The sequence below is a fragment of the Burkholderia sp. AU31624 genome, from assembly GCF_020420065.1.
Lineage (GTDB): Bacteria > Pseudomonadota > Gammaproteobacteria > Burkholderiales > Burkholderiaceae > Burkholderia.
The window spans coordinates 1-13,545 of the sequence record NZ_JAIZRT010000015.1 but is presented as its reverse complement, the minus strand read 5'-3'; the positions used below and the strand labels follow the sequence as shown (position 1 = coordinate 13,545).

Annotated in this window: 12 protein-coding genes; 6 read left to right on the top strand and 6 right to left on the bottom strand. The window is 69.1% G+C overall.

The genetic code is table 11. The features are described 5' to 3' along the window. The first annotated feature begins 43 nt into the window (after window positions 1-43). Complete coding sequence (locus LGM89_RS35830) at window positions 44-922, top strand: AraC family transcriptional regulator (RefSeq protein ID WP_089471892.1); 879 nt, start codon at window positions 44-46, stop codon at window positions 920-922. 85 nt (window positions 923-1,007) lie between these two features. Here the strand turns inward: LGM89_RS35830 and LGM89_RS35825 are convergent, their stop codons facing one another. Both LGM89_RS35825 and LGM89_RS35820 read right to left on the bottom strand, forming a co-directional pair. After that, complete coding sequence (locus LGM89_RS35825; RefSeq protein ID WP_226275646.1) at window positions 1,008-1,376, bottom strand: zinc ribbon domain-containing protein; 369 nt, start codon at window positions 1,374-1,376, stop codon at window positions 1,008-1,010. 10 nt (window positions 1,377-1,386) lie between these two features. After that, a complete protein-coding gene (locus tag LGM89_RS35820; protein WP_319001532.1) occupies window positions 1,387-4,020 on the bottom strand; it encodes a heavy metal translocating P-type ATPase in 2,634 nt (877 codons plus the stop codon). Between the two features lie 80 nt (window positions 4,021-4,100). On the opposite strand from LGM89_RS35820, the gene cadR reads away from it, so the two are divergent. Together cadR and LGM89_RS35805 are read left to right on the top strand one after the other, a co-directional pair. After that, window positions 4,101-4,532 carry a Cd(II)/Pb(II)-responsive transcriptional regulator gene (gene cadR, locus LGM89_RS35810; protein WP_011350541.1) on the top strand — a complete coding sequence of 144 codons (432 nt, stop codon included), beginning with the start codon at window positions 4,101-4,103 and terminating at the stop codon, window positions 4,530-4,532. Window positions 4,533-4,600: 68 nt separating this feature from the next. Continuing rightward, on the top strand, window positions 4,601-5,173 hold the full coding sequence (locus LGM89_RS35805) for a PadR family transcriptional regulator (protein ID WP_089424169.1): 573 nt from the start codon (window positions 4,601-4,603) through the stop codon (window positions 5,171-5,173). A gap of 45 nt (window positions 5,174-5,218) precedes the next feature. On the opposite strand, the gene LGM89_RS35800 is transcribed toward LGM89_RS35805, so the two are convergent. From LGM89_RS35800 to LGM89_RS35785, 4 genes are all read right to left on the bottom strand, one after another. Continuing rightward, window positions 5,219-6,649 carry an FAD-binding oxidoreductase gene (locus LGM89_RS35800; protein ID WP_226275640.1) on the bottom strand — a complete coding sequence of 477 codons (1,431 nt, stop codon included), beginning with the start codon at window positions 6,647-6,649 and terminating at the stop codon, window positions 5,219-5,221. A 15-nt stretch (window positions 6,650-6,664) separates the two neighbouring features. Beyond that, window positions 6,665-7,453: an ABC transporter substrate-binding protein gene (locus LGM89_RS35795; RefSeq protein WP_226275638.1), complete on the bottom strand. Its 789-nt coding sequence runs from the start codon at window positions 7,451-7,453 to the stop codon at window positions 6,665-6,667. Between the two features lie 57 nt (window positions 7,454-7,510). Further along, window positions 7,511-8,665 carry a pyridoxal phosphate-dependent aminotransferase gene (locus LGM89_RS35790; RefSeq protein WP_226275636.1) on the bottom strand — a complete coding sequence of 385 codons (1,155 nt, stop codon included), beginning with the start codon at window positions 8,663-8,665 and terminating at the stop codon, window positions 7,511-7,513. Between the two features lie 236 nt (window positions 8,666-8,901). Beyond that, a complete protein-coding gene (locus LGM89_RS35785) occupies window positions 8,902-9,570 on the bottom strand; it encodes a TetR/AcrR family transcriptional regulator (protein ID WP_226275633.1) in 669 nt (222 codons plus the stop codon). A 120-nt stretch (window positions 9,571-9,690) separates the two neighbouring features. Between LGM89_RS35785 and LGM89_RS35780 the strand changes: the two genes are divergently transcribed. The 3 genes from LGM89_RS35780 to LGM89_RS35770 all read left to right on the top strand — a co-directional run. Then, the gene (locus tag LGM89_RS35780) at window positions 9,691-11,343 is read left to right on the top strand and encodes an acyl-CoA dehydrogenase family protein (RefSeq protein ID WP_226275631.1); all 1,653 of its coding nucleotides are present in this window, start codon (window positions 9,691-9,693) and stop codon (window positions 11,341-11,343) included. Between the two features lie 59 nt (window positions 11,344-11,402). Beyond that, entirely contained in the window at window positions 11,403-12,911 is a 1,509-nt protein-coding gene (locus LGM89_RS35775) for a class I adenylate-forming enzyme family protein (RefSeq protein WP_226275629.1), read from the top strand. Between the two features lie 172 nt (window positions 12,912-13,083). Then, window positions 13,084-13,545 (top strand): PAAR domain-containing protein (locus tag LGM89_RS35770; protein ID WP_226275627.1); only part of this gene is annotated, 462 nt, incomplete at its 3' end.

Here is a 13,545-nt window from a genome sequence, read left to right as displayed (position 1 = left end):
CGGGCCGTGCTACCGTGACGTCGGTTCCTGCCCTGACACGCCGATGACCATCGAAACGAAACCCGACCCGCCCGCCTGGCTTCGCTATGCGGCGAGCGTGGCGCGCGTGCACGAGTACATCCGCGCACACCTCGACGGCCCGCTCGACCTGAACCGGCTCGCCGAAGTTGCGTGCCTGTCGCCGTATCACTGGCAGCGTGTCTATCGCGCGCTGTACGGCGAGTCGATCGTGCTGACGGTGCGGCGGATGCGGATCGTGCGCGCATCCGAGGATCTCGTGTGCACGGCGCGGCCGATCGACGAAATCGCGCGGCGCGCGGGCTACGGTTCGACGCACGCGTTCGCGCGGGCGTTTCGCGACGCCTACGGCGTGCCGCCCGTGCAGCACCGTCGCACGGGCAGCCACCGGCCCATCTATCCGTTACAGCGAGGAGAGGAAGACATGTTCAAGCATGAAGTCGAGATCCGGCGGCTGCCGGAATTACACGGCTATGCGGTGGCGCACACCGGGTCGTACTTGAAGGTCGGCGACGCGTTCGCCCGGATCGGTGCGTGGGCCGGTCCGCGCGGGCTGATCGGCCCGGGCGCGAAGATGATCGGGATTTTTTACGACGATCCGGACACGACGCCCGAAGCGCAGTTGCGCGCGAAAGCGTGCTTCATGCCGGCCGACGGCGCGCCGGACATCGAACCCGCGCCGCCGGTGGAGCGTGCGACGGTCGCAGGCGGCGAATATGCGGTGCTGCTGCATACGGGGCCGTATGCGGACCTGAAAACGGCCTACCAGTGGCTCTACGGCGACTGGCTGCGCCACTCGGGCCGTGAAGCCGCCGACGCGCCGCCGTTCGAGCTGTACCTCAATACGCCGATGGATGCCGCGCCGGCCGACCTGCGCACCGAGATCTACCTGCCGCTGCGCTGATCGGAAGGCGTGCGCGGCGGCCCTGAAACGAAGCGCGCCGGCTGGCGTTCACACGCCGCCGGCGCGAATGCGCGGACCGACCGGCTTACGCAGCCTGCGTCCCGCACCCGGGGCAGAACCGCGCGTCGTCCGCGAGCGCCGAGTGGCACCGGCTGCAGGACTTGCCGCGTTGCGCGGCACCGCACTGCGCGCAGAAGCGCGCATCCGCCGCGTTGAGTGCGCCGCAGCCCGCGCAGGCCAGCTGGGTCAGCGGCACGTTGCCGCCGGCCTGCCCGCTTCGACTGTCGGCCGGCGCCTGCCAGCCCCAGCCGTGGCGATCGCGGCCGCGCGCATCGTGGCCGTCGTGCCCGTCCCGGCGCTGCCCGCCGTGATGCCCGCCACCGTCGCCGCTGTTGCCGTGCCCGCCGCCATGGCCACCGCCGTGGCCGCCCAGGATTCGTTTCAGAAAGCTCATCGCCCGCTCCTCAACGCTTGGCCTGCCCGCCGCCGAACGCCCCCGAGGACGACAGCAGCCGCAAACCGTTGGCCACGACGATCAGGCTGGCGCCCGCGTCGGCGAAGACCGCCATCCACATCGTGCCGAGCCCCGCGACCGTGAGGCCGAGGAACACGATCTTCACGCCGAGCGCGAAGCCGATGTTCTGCACCAGGACGCGATGCGTCGCACGCGACAGCCGCACGAACGCGGGAATCTTGCGCAGGTCGTCGTCCATCAGCGCGACGTCGGCCGTCTCGATCGCCGTGTCGGTGCCCATCGCGCCCATCGCGAAGCCGATGTCGGCGCGCGCGAGCGCCGGTGCGTCGTTGATCCCGTCGCCGACCATCCCGACCGCGCCCGCGCCGCCGGCCGACAGCTCCTCGACCGCCGCGAGCTTGTCTTCCGGCAACTGGTTGCCGCGTGCGTCGTCGATGCCGGCCTGCTGCGCGATCGCCTGCGCGGTATGCGGGTTGTCGCCGGTCAGCATCGCGGTGCGGATGCCGAGCGCATGCAGATCCGCGATCGCTTCACGGCTCGTGTCCTTGATCGTGTCGGCCACCGCGAAGATGCCGAGCACGCGCGCTTCGTCGACCAGCACCACGACGCTCTTGCCCTGCCGCTCGAGCGCATCGAGCTTCGCTTCGAGGGCCGTCGAGCAGCGCTCGAGTTCCTCGACGAGCCGGTGGTTGCCGAGCCAGTAGCGCGTGCCGTCGATCGCGCCGCGCACGCCGCGCCCGACGATCGCTTCGAAGTCCTGCACATCGGCGAATACCGTCGTGCCCGCGTCGCGCGCTGCGGCTGCGATCGCCTGCGACACCGGGTGATCGGAGCGCGCCGCGAGGCTCGCGCCGAGGTGCCGCACGCGTGCCTCGTCGGCGTCGGTCGCGTGCAGGTCGAAGTCGGTCTGCACCGGCTTGCCGTGCGTGATCGTGCCGGTCTTGTCGAGCGCGAGCCACGCGAGCTTGCGCCCTTCTTCCAGGTACACGCCGCCCTTCACGAGAATCCCGCGTCGTGCGGCTGCCGCGAGCCCCGACACGATCGTCACCGGCGTCGAGATCACCAGCGCGCACGGGCACGCGATCACGAGCAGCACCAGCGCGCGGTAGATCCAGTCGTGCCACGCACCGCCCATCACGAGCGGCGGCGCCACCGCGACCAGCAGCGCGACCGCGAACACAATCGGCGTGTAGACACGTGCGAACTGGTCGACGAAGCGTTGCGTCGGCGCCTTCGCGCCCTGGGCTTCTTCAACCGCGTGGATGATCCGCGCGAGCGTCGAGTTGGCCGCGACGGCCGTCACGCGATAGTCGAACGAACCCGATTCGTTGATCGTGCCCGCGTACACGGCGTCGCCGGTCGTCTTTTCGACGGGCAGGCTCTCGCCGGTGATCGGCGCCTGGTTCACCGTCGAGCGGCCCGCGACGACTTCGCCGTCCAGCCCGATCCGCTCGCCCGGCTTCACGCGCACGACCGCGCCGAGCGCCACCTGCGCGGCCTCGATCGTGCGCCACGACCCGTCGGCGTCCTGCACGGTCGCGGTGTCCGGCGCGAGCTGCATCAGGCCCTGGATCGCGTTGCGTGCGCGGTCGAGCGACTTCGCTTCGATCAGCTCGGCGATCGTGAACAGCACCATCACCATCGCCGCTTCCGGCCACTGGCCGATTGCCATCGCGCCCGTCACCGCGATGCTCATCAGCGCGTTGATGTTCAGGTTGCCGTTGCGGATCGCGATCCAGCCCTTCTTGTACGTGGTGAGCCCGCATGCGAGCACCGCAGCGAGCGCAAGCGCCGCCGCGAGCCACACGGGCAGGCCGGCCCAGGTCGCGCCTTCGGACGCGATCGCGGCGACACCGGCGAGCGCCAGCGGCCACCACGGCTTCGGGGGCGCGTCGGCGACGCGCGCGGCCGGTGCGCCGGGCGCTGCCGCCTCGGGCGTCATCCCGAGCGAGCGGATCGCGCTTTCGATCGCCGGCTGGGCGTCCGGCACGTGCTCGACCGTCAGCATCCGCTGCATCAGGTTGAATTCGAGCGCCGACACTTCGCTCATCCCGCCGAGCTTCTTGCGGATCAGCGTTTCCTCGGTCGGGCAGTCCATCTGCATGATCCGGAATGCGGAGCGCACGTGGCCCGACGCGGTCGCCTGCGCGACCGGCAGCGGCGCGAGCGTCAGCGCGGCAGGCGCGCAGCAGTCGCCGGCCGCGTGGTCGTGGTCGTGGTCGTGGTCGTGGTCGTGGTCGTGGTCGTGGTCGGCATGGTCGTGTGCGGCGCTGCCGTGTGCACAGGCGGCGCCATGGACATGGCCGTCGCCATGCTCGTGCGCATGGTCATGACCATGATCGTGGTCGTGTTCCTTGCCGCTGCCGTGGCTGCAACCGGCGCCGTGGGCGTGACCCTCTTCACCACCGGCATGTGCGTGATCATGTTGATGATCGTGGTCGTGGCTGTGGGCCCGCGACTGCGCGCCGCGCGCTGCGGCGACCTCGCCGTGCGCGTGCTCGCCGGCCACCGGCGCCGCGTCGGCGACGGTGGCCGTATCCGTATCGTGCGCGTCGGCGCAGCACGGAGCGGCGCCGCCGGCATGACGGTGTCGTGGGTCGTGGGTACGCTGGGCGTCGGTCATGACAACCTCCTCAATGGCAACGGTGTAGAGTTAACACCCTGAAGCCACTACAAGGTCAACCCTTACACGGGAGAAAGGTCATGAAGATCGGCGAACTGGCCAAAGCGGCCCGCTGCACACCCGAGACGATCCGTTTCTACGAGAAAGAGGGTCTGATGCCGGATGCGGAGCGTACCGACTCGAACTACCGCAACTACACCGACGTGCACGTCGAGCGGCTGCGCTTCATCCGCAACTGCCGCGCGCTCGACATGGCCCACGACGAAATCCGTGCGCTGCTGCAGCTCACCGACACGCCGGCCGACCCCTGCGACTCGATCAATTCGCTGCTCGACGAGCACATCGGACACGTCGATGCGCGCCTCGCGGAACTTACACATCTACGCGACCAGCTCACCGAATTGCGCCGCCAGTGCGTCGGCGAGCATTCGGTCGAAGATTGCGGCATCGTGCACGGTCTCGCGACGATGGAAACCGTCGCCCCGGCCGCGAAGCGCTCGCACCTCGGCTGAAACCCTTGTGAAATATGATAGTCTAGTTAAGAATAGTTATATTCTTACTAGGTATTTAATCACTATTCATGTCCACCAGTCGCCCGTCCCCGCTCGCGCTGGCCGTCCTCGCGACGCTCACCGAAACACCGATGCATCCCTACGGGATGCTGCAGCAACTGAAGGCGCGCGGGTATGACGAAGTCGTCAACGTGCGCCAGCGCACCAGCCTCTACCAGACGATCGACCGGCTGCTGCGCGACGGGCTGATCGCCGTGCACGACACCGAGCGCGACGGCGCGTTTCCGGAGCGCACGCTGTATGCGCTGACCGAGGCCGGCCACACGGCCGGGCAGGCGTGGCTGCATGCGCTGCTCGCGGAACCCGCGCGTGAATTTCCGGCATTCGGCGCCGGCCTGGCATTCCTGCCGCTGCTCGACGCCGAAGATGCCCGCCACCAGCTCGAGCTTCGAATCACGCGGCTCGACGCGGAGCGCGAACGCCTCGAAACGCTGCGCGCCACCGCGCAGGCCGACCAGGTGCCGCGCCTGTTCCTGCTGCAGAACGAGCATGCGCTCGTCCTGCTCAATGCCGAACTCGACTGGGCGCGCAGCGTCGTCGAGCACCTGAAGATCGGTGCGCTGCGCTGGGTGGACGGCTGACGCGTCACGCACGCCGGCTCCCGCCGGCAACGTGCGTCACCCCGATCAAAGCACCTTGCCGGGGTTCAGGATGCCGAGCGGATCCAGCGCGGCCTTCAGGCGTCGCATCAATCCGATTTCCGCATCGCTGCGCGTATGCGCGAGATAGGGGCGCTTGAGCACGCCGATCCCGTGCTCGGCCGACACCGAGCCGCCCATGTCGCGCACCACCGCGTACACGCAGTGATCGAGCGCATCGAGATCCGTGTCGGTCATCCCGGCCAGCGACACGCCGATATGCACGTTGCCGTCGCCGACATGGCCGAAGAACAGGCACGTGACGTCCGGCCAGCGCGCCCGCAATGCCGCGTTGCAGCGCTCGGCGAATGCGCCGAGTTCGCCCGTCGGCAGGCTCACGTCGAAGTTGACGAGCTGCGGCAGCGCGTCGATCGCGAGGCCTTCGCGCAGCGTCCACAAGTCGCGCGCCTGCCGCTCCGACGTCGCGAGCACCGCATCCTCCACGAGCCCTGCGTCGAACCCCGCCGCGAGACCGGTTTCCAGCGCCTGGTGCGCATCGCTGCCCGGCGCGCTCGTCGCGCATTCGATCAGGATCGCGAAGCCATCGTCGCCGACGAACGGCGCCGAAATGCCCGGCGTATGACGCGCGACGTAGTCGTAGAACGCCGGCCACATCGCCTCGAAACTGACGACCTCCGGCAACATGCGCACGCGGTTCCACAGCGCGACCACCGCGTCGTAGTCGCGCACGCGGCAGAGCGCCGTGGCCGGCGCGGCCAGCAGCGGATGCAGCCGCAGCACCGCACGCGTGACGACGCCGAGCGTCCCTTCGCTGCCGATGAACAGCTGCTTGAGGTCGTAGCCCGCATTGTTCTTCAGCATCCGGTTCATCGACGACACGACCGTGCCGTCCGCGAGCACCGCCTCGAGCCCGAGCACCTGCTCGCGCATCATCCCGTAGCGGATCGCGCGCGTGCCGCCCGCATTGGTCGCGAGCATGCCGCCGATCTGGCATGAGCCGCGTGCGCCGAGATCGACGCCGAACGTGAAACCCGCCGCTTCCGCGGCTTCCTGCACCGTCTGCAGCGGCGTTCCGGCGCGTACCGTCATCGTGCCGGCCGCCGCGTCGAGCGCCTCGATGCCCGCGAAGCGCTCCATCGACAGCACCACCTCGCCGCCGAGCGCGACCGCGCCGCGCGCGAGTCCCGTCAAACCGCCCTGCGGCACGACCGGCTGGCCGAGCCGCGCACACAGCGCGAGCGTGCGCGACACGTCGTCGACACTGCGCGGTCGCACCAGCGCACGCGGCCGCACGCCGGCCGGCTCGTTGTACGCGGTGAAGTAACGCGGATCGATATCCACCGCGCGCGTCACGAGCGCATCGCCCAGTTCGGCGACGAGCACGGCCTCGACCGCGTCACCCGACAACGATCCGCGGCCCTGTTCGCCACCCGCGGCGGCCGTGTTCCCGTTCTGCATCGCGCGCGGCTCCGCTTACTTCGCCGAGATGTCGATATCGCCGAAATACTTCAGGCCGAGCGACTTCACCGTGCCGTCCGCCTTCAGCTTGTCGATCGCCGCGTCGAGCTTCGCCTTCAGCGCGCTGTCGCCTTTACGCAGCCCGAATGCGATGCCATTGCCGAGAATCTTGTCGTCGCGCACGGGCTGGCCGACGAACGAGAAGCCCTTGCCGTCCGGACGCGACAGGAAGCCGCGCTGGCCGGACGGTGCGAGCACGAGCGTCGCGTCGAGACGGCCGGCCACGAGGTCCGCGTACGCCTGGTTCTGGTCCTGGTACGCGACGACCGCGACGCCCGCCGGCTCCCAGTGCGCCTTCGCGAAGGTTTCCTGGATCGATGCCTGCAGCACGCCGACGCGCTTGCCCTTGAGCGATTCCGGCGTCGGCAGCAGGCCGCTGCCGGTGCGTGCGATCAGCTGGGTCGGCACGCGATAGATGATCGTCGTGAAGTCGATCGCCTGGCGCCGCTGCTCGGTCGCGTTCATCGCCGAGTTGATCGCGTCGAACTTGCGGCCCTGCAGCGCGGGAATCAGGCCGTCGAACGACGTCTCGACCCATTTGCACGACAGCTTCGCCGTCTGGCAGACGGCATTGCCGACGTCGATGTCGAAGCCCTGCAGGTCGCCGTTCGGCGCTTTCGATTCAAACGGCGGATATTGCGCCTCGAGGCCGAAGCGCAGCGTCTGCGCCTCGGCGAGCGCCGCGCCCGAGCCGATGGCGCACGCGAGTGCGAACGCGAGTTTCAGGGTGGCCGTGTGCTTCATCGTGATCTCCTGTGTCTGGTCGGTGCGACGCTCCCGTCGCCGGTTGACGTACGGGCCTTACAGCGAACGCAGCCGCCGCGCGCCTTCGATCAGCGTCGCGTCGTCCTTCGAGAAACTGAGCCGGATCACGCCGGCGTCGGTGCCGTCGGTATAGAACGCCGACAGCGGAATCGTCGCGACGCGCGCGTCGCGGATCAGGCGCAGCACGAAATCGCTGTCACTTTCGTCCGAGAAGTGCCGGAAGCGCGCGAGCATGAAGAACGAGCCTTCGCTCGGCAGCAGCTCGAAACGCGAATCGGCCAGCTCGCGCGCGAGCAGGTCGCGCTTGGCCTGGTAGAACGCCGACAGGCCGAGATAGCTGTCCGGCCGCGCGAGGATTTCCGCGAACGCGACCTGCATCGGCGTGTCGGCCGCGAACACCATGAACTGGTGCACCTTGCGGATCTCGTCCATCAGCTCGGCCGGCGCGAGGCAATAGCCGACCCGCCAGCCCGTCACGTGGAACGACTTGCCGAACGACGACACGATCACACTGCGCTCGGCCAGCTCGCGATGGCGCGCCATGCTCTGGTGCTGCGCGCCGTCGAACACGACGTGCTCGTAGACCTCGTCGGACAGGATCACGATGCCGGTATCGCGCGTGAGCTGCGCGAGCCGTTCGAGATCGTCGGCCGAAAACACCGTCGCGGTCGGGTTGTGCGGCGTGTTGACGATGATCATCCGCGTGCGCGGGTTGATCGCCGCGGCGACTTCGTCCCAGTTCACGCGGAAATGCTCGGGCGACAGCTTGATCGCCACCGGCGTCGCGCCCTGCAGCCGCACGATCGGCGCATAGCTGTCGAACGACGGCTCGAAGTAGATCACCTCGTCGCCCCGATGCACGAGCGCGCTGATCGCCGCGTAGAGCCCTTCGCTCGCGCTCGCGATCACCGTGATCTCGGTAGCCGGATCGTAGTGTGGGCCGTACAGCGCCTCGATCTTTTCGGCGAGCCGCTCGCGCAGCGCCATGACGCCGGCCATCGGCGCGTACTGGTTGTGCCCGTCGCGCATCGCGCGCGCGACGCCTTCGACCAGCGCCGGATCGGGCGCGAAATTCGGCGCCCCCTGCGACAGGTTCAACGCATCGTGACGGGCAGCCAGTTGGCCGATCACCGTGAAGATCGTCGTCCCGACGTCGGGTAGTTTCGAACGGGGCGCGGTCGCGCTTCGCATGACTCCTCCTTCTGATGTCCTTCGGGCGGCCGCGCGCGACACGCACGGCCTGCATCTGTCGCACGATTTAGCCCGAGCCAATATCGGTGGACAATCGAAAGTTCGTCATGGCAGCCATGCATTTTTCTCATGGCTCGTGGGGAGGGGTACGCAGCGGCAAGGCTAGCCTGTCGGGGCGACATGCGAATCAGGCATTTCCCCTAGGCTGTTATCAGTGTGAGCAGGCCCCAGGGATGCTACCGGCCGGCCGCCGCCAGGTAGGCGAGCAGCACGGCCCGCAGTTCGTCGCGCAGCGCGGCGATGTCGAACGCGGACCCGAGCGTCAGCAACGCCTGCGAAAGCCCGCCGTAGCAGATCGTGTGCGCCATCCGCGCGAGCCCGTCGAGCCGCGCGGCCGGCGGCGGATCGGCCGCATGCGCGAGCGCGTCACGCCACAGCGCGACGTACGCGTCGTAATGCCGACGGTAGGCGGTGAGCGGCGACACCTGCCGTTCCAGCGCGAAGAGCGCGCCCCACAGCGCCGCGTCGGCGCCGATCGCGTCGACCTGCAGGTCGACGAGCGCGGCGGCCAGTTCGGCCCGCGGCGCGCCATGCAGTCGCGCGATGGCGTCGCGCAGCCGGTCGGCCATCGCCTGTACGTGCCGGTGGATACAGAGCGCCGCGAGGCTCTGCTTGTCGCCGAAGTATTCGTAGAAGGTGCCGATGCTCACGCCCGCGACCGCCGCGATCTCGCGGATCGTCGCCTTCGCGTAGCCGCGTTCGAGCAAAAGCTGAACGAACGCCTGCTGCAGCGCGTCGGAACTCGCCTGCGCGCGCGACTGGCGCGGCCGGCGGCGCAAGGCGGGCGCGGGTTGCGCCGCCGGCTGGCCGGGCGGCGCCGGAACCTGAACATGTCGCGGCGGCATATTTGCTACTCTGGAAATCAGCAGGGCATGCGTTTTACCGGGGGCCGGAGCCGGCGCCGAAGCGTCATCCGTGCGGCATGACGCCGGCCGCCCGCGCAGCATGAGACCGGAGACACCTCGATGACCGAATCGACTCACGCCGTCACGAACCAGTTCGACGAACTGGTCGACTATAACCTCTTCGCGACGGACATCGCGCTGCGCGATGCGCTCACCCGCGCGGGCGCCGACTGGGCCGTGCCGCAGCTCGACGCCTACGGCGCGCGGCTCGGTAGCGCCGACACCGCACGGCTCGCCGACGAAGCGAACCGCCACACGCCGGAACTGCACACCTTCGACCGGCGCGGCCGGCGCATCGACCGCGTCGACTTCCACCCGGCGTGGCACACGCTGCTCGGCCAGTACCGCCACGAAGGCTTCGTGTCGCTCGCGTTCCGCGACACGCGCCGCGGCCGCTGGGCCGCGACCGCGGCCGGCTTCTACCTGCATGGCCAGATCGAGGCCGGCACGCTGTGCCCGGCGACGATGACGCAGGCCGCGATTCCCGTGCTGCAGAAGGAGCCCGTGCTGTGGGACTTGCTGCGCGACAAGCTCTACAGCAACGACTACGATCCGCGCGACGTGCCGGTCGCCGACAAGCGCTCGATCTGGTTCGGCATGGGCGTGACCGAGAAACAGGGCGGCTCCGACGTGCGCGCGAACACGACGCTCGCGACCGCCGTCGGCGCGGGCGGCCGCGGCGGCGAATACCGGCTGCGCGGCCACAAGTGGTTTTTCTCGGCGCCGATGTGCGACGCGCACCTCGTCGTCGCGCGCACCGAAGCCGGCAGCCCGTCGTGCTTCTACGTGCCGCGCTGGCGGCCGGACGGCACGAAGAACGCGATCGAGATCCAGCGGCTGAAGGACAAGGTCGGCAACCGCAGCAACTCGAGCAGCGAGATCGAGCTGAACGACGCGTGGGGCATCATGCTCGGCGACGAAGGCCGCGGCATCCCGACCATCATCGAGATGGCCACCACCACGCGGCTGAACTGCGTGCTCGGCAGCGCGGCGATGCTGCGCCAGGGCGTCGTGCAGGCGATCGCGTACACGCGCCGGCGCCATGCGTTCGGCCGCGCGCTCGCCGAGCAGCCGCTGATGCGCACCGTGCTCGCCGATCTCGCGCTCGAGAGCGAAGCCGCGCTGTCGTTGTCGATGCGTCTCGCCGACGCGTTCGAGCGCGACGACTCGCCGCGCGAACGCGCATGGAAGCGCATCGTCACGCCCGCCGCGAAATTCTGGGTGTGCAAGCGCGCGGTCGAGCTGACCGGCGAGGTGATGGAAGTGTTCGGCGGCAACGGCTACGTCGACGACGGCCCGATCGCGCGGCTGTTCCGCGAGGCGCCCGTCAACTCGATCTGGGAAGGCTCGGGCAACGTGATGTGCCTCGACGTGCTGCGCGCGATATCGCGCGAGCCCGACGCGGTCGCTGCGCTGTTCGACGAACTCGCCGATCTCGGTGCGGGCGAACCGCGCATCCGCATGGCGCTCGATGCGCTGCGCGCGATGCTCGCGGCGCCGGCCGACACGCTCGAGGCGTCGGGCCGCGTGTTCGCGCAGCGGCTCGCGGTGCTCGCGCAGGCGTGCCTGCTGCGCCGCGATGCGCCGGCGGCCGTTGCCGACGCATTCGTCGTGACGCGGCTCGCCGCGCCCGACTGGGGCCGCATCGCAGGCGGCTTCGATCCGCACGCGATCGACGTCGCCGCGCTGCTGCAGCGCGCGTACCCGGCCTGATGCCCTTTGGATAGCTCGGTAAGGCCCAGTTCGCCTTCGTTCGCCCGCCCGGAGTCCCGATGAACCTCGTCGCCGCCCTCGACCGCGCCGCCCGTGCGACGCCCGACCAGCCGTTCCTCGTCAGCGAATCCGCGACGATCACCTATGCCGCCGCGCGCGAGCGCTCGCACCGCGCGGCAGCCGTGCTGAGCGCGCTCGGCGTCGCGGCCGGCGACCGTGTCGCCGCGATGTGCTTCAACACGCCGGCCTTCGTCGACCTGATGTTCGGCGCGTGGCGGCTCGGTGCGACGTTCGTGCCGGTCAACCACAAGCTGCAGGCGCCGGAAGTCGACTACGTGCTCGAACACAGCCGCAGCAAGGCGCTGCTGTTCGACGTGGCGCTCGCGCCGGTGGTCGAACGCCTCGTGCATCCCGCGCGGCGGCTCGTGACCGAAGGCGAACTCGACGGCGTGCCGTGCTTCGACACGCTGTGCGCGACGATGGACGGCCTCGCGGGCATCGAGCCGGCCGAGGGCGACATCGCGCAGATCCTCTATACGTCCGGCACGACCGGCCACCCGAAAGGCTGCGTGCACAGCCACCGCACCGTGACGCTCGCGGCGATGCAGGCGGCGCTCGCGACCGGCATCGGCCGCCACGAGCGCACGCTGATGGCGATGCCGATCTGGCATTCGTCGCCGCTCAACAACTGGTTCGGCGGCACGCTGTACGCGGGCGGCACCGTCGTGCTGCTGCGCGAATACCATCCGCTGCGCTTCCTGCAGGCCATCGAGCGCGAGCGCGTGACGCTGTATTTCGGCGCGCCGGTGTCGTACCTGCTGCCGCTCGACACGATCGACGGGTTCGCGGCGTTCGACCTGTCGAGCGTGCGCGCGTGGCTGTACGGCGGCGGCCCGATCGGCCCCGCGCAGGCCGAACGTCTCACGCGTGCGTATCGCAGCAACGCGTTCTTCCAGGTGTACGGCATGACCGAAGCAGGGCCGGCCGGCACGACGCTGTATCCGGACGAGCAGATCGCGAAGGCCGGGTCGATCGGCCGCACCGGCGGCCCGGGCGTCGATCTGCGCGTCGTGCGGATGGACGGCCTCGACGCGCAGCCGGGCGAGACCGGCGAGATCTGGCTGAAGACCGACAGCATGATGCTCGGCTATCTCGACGATGCGGCCGCGACGCGCGCCGCGTTCGCGCCGGACGGCTGGTATCGCACCGGCGACATCGTACGGATCGATCAGGATGGCTACCTGTTCATCGTCGACCGGCTGAAGGACATGATCGTGACGGGCGGCGAGAACGTCTATTCGAAGGAAGTGGAGGACGTGCTCGGCGCGCACCCGGACATCGCCGAGGCGGCCGTCGTCGGCGTCCCGCATCCCGACTGGGGCGAGACGGTCGTCGCGCACGTGGTGCTGCGCGCGGGCAGCGTGCCCGACGCGGATGCACTGCGCGCGTTCTGCGGCGAGCGGCTGGCCGCGTACAAGATCCCGCGCGAATTCACGTTCGCGCAGGCGCTGCCGCGCACGCCGACGGGCAAGCTGCAGAAGTTCCTGCTGCGCGTGCGCAGGGACTGAGTATCCGCGATTGAGCTAGCGCATTCGCGCACGCGCGGTCAATGCAACAGGCAGAACGGAACAAGTAATAGAAGTTACCAGCTCTGAATCATATTCGTCCGATTGATCGACGTTTCTTATCTGGAATAGCGTCTCTAGGCAGCCATTCCATTTACTGAGACAGGGAAGCCGGATGAAAAACGAACTCAAAGCACCGACCCATCTTTTCGCCACCGTTGGCGCGCTCACGGAACGCGGTGGACGTGTCACCACCGCAACCGGCGGCCTGACATTGGCCGGATTGGAAGTCGCCTGCGTCGGCGATGTAGTGACCTACGACGACGGTAGCGAGGCCGCGATTATCGACGGCGCGGGAGACAACCATAGCGGAGGCAAGCCGTTCGCGCTGGTCGGCAGCCGGTTGAGCAACGGTGACCGAATTACCGAAACGCTGCGCACTTCGTGGGGCATTCACGTGCGGGAGGGGCAAAGCGTTGCGGGCCTGTTCGATCCCACCTATGTGCCGCTACCCGCACCGCCTGCCTATAGATTGGCGGTACGTGGCGCGACAACAGCGCGCGGCGGTGCATTACGCGAGCCGTCCGGCACATGGGAAGTAGCGCCACACTTGGGCAAAGCTGCCACGATGGGCGAC

What these genes read in the sequence shown, in the direction of transcription:
- LGM89_RS35790 (WP_226275636.1), bottom strand. Translation starts at nt 8,665, where the DNA reads ATGCGAAGCGCGACCGCGCCCCGTTCGAAACTACCCGACGTCGGGACG.
- LGM89_RS35785 (WP_226275633.1), bottom strand. Translation starts at nt 9,570, where the DNA reads ATGCCGCCGCGACATGTTCAGGTTCCGGCGCCGCCCGGCCAGCCGGCG.
- LGM89_RS35775 (WP_226275629.1), top strand. Translation starts at nt 11,403, where the DNA reads ATGAACCTCGTCGCCGCCCTCGACCGCGCCGCCCGTGCGACGCCCGAC.
- LGM89_RS35825 (WP_226275646.1), bottom strand. Translation starts at nt 1,376, where the DNA reads ATGAGCTTTCTGAAACGAATCCTGGGCGGCCACGGCGGTGGCCATGGC.
- LGM89_RS35800 (WP_226275640.1), bottom strand. Translation starts at nt 6,649, where the DNA reads ATGCAGAACGGGAACACGGCCGCCGCGGGTGGCGAACAGGGCCGCGGA.
- LGM89_RS35780 (WP_226275631.1), top strand. Translation starts at nt 9,691, where the DNA reads ATGACCGAATCGACTCACGCCGTCACGAACCAGTTCGACGAACTGGTC.
- LGM89_RS35805 (WP_089424169.1), top strand. Translation starts at nt 4,601, where the DNA reads ATGTCCACCAGTCGCCCGTCCCCGCTCGCGCTGGCCGTCCTCGCGACG.
- cadR (WP_011350541.1), top strand. Translation starts at nt 4,101, where the DNA reads ATGAAGATCGGCGAACTGGCCAAAGCGGCCCGCTGCACACCCGAGACG.
- LGM89_RS35795 (WP_226275638.1), bottom strand. Translation starts at nt 7,453, where the DNA reads ATGAAGCACACGGCCACCCTGAAACTCGCGTTCGCACTCGCGTGCGCC.
- LGM89_RS35830 (WP_089471892.1), top strand. Translation starts at nt 44, where the DNA reads ATGACCATCGAAACGAAACCCGACCCGCCCGCCTGGCTTCGCTATGCG.
- LGM89_RS35820 (WP_319001532.1), bottom strand. Translation starts at nt 4,020, where the DNA reads ATGACCGACGCCCAGCGTACCCACGACCCACGACACCGTCATGCCGGC.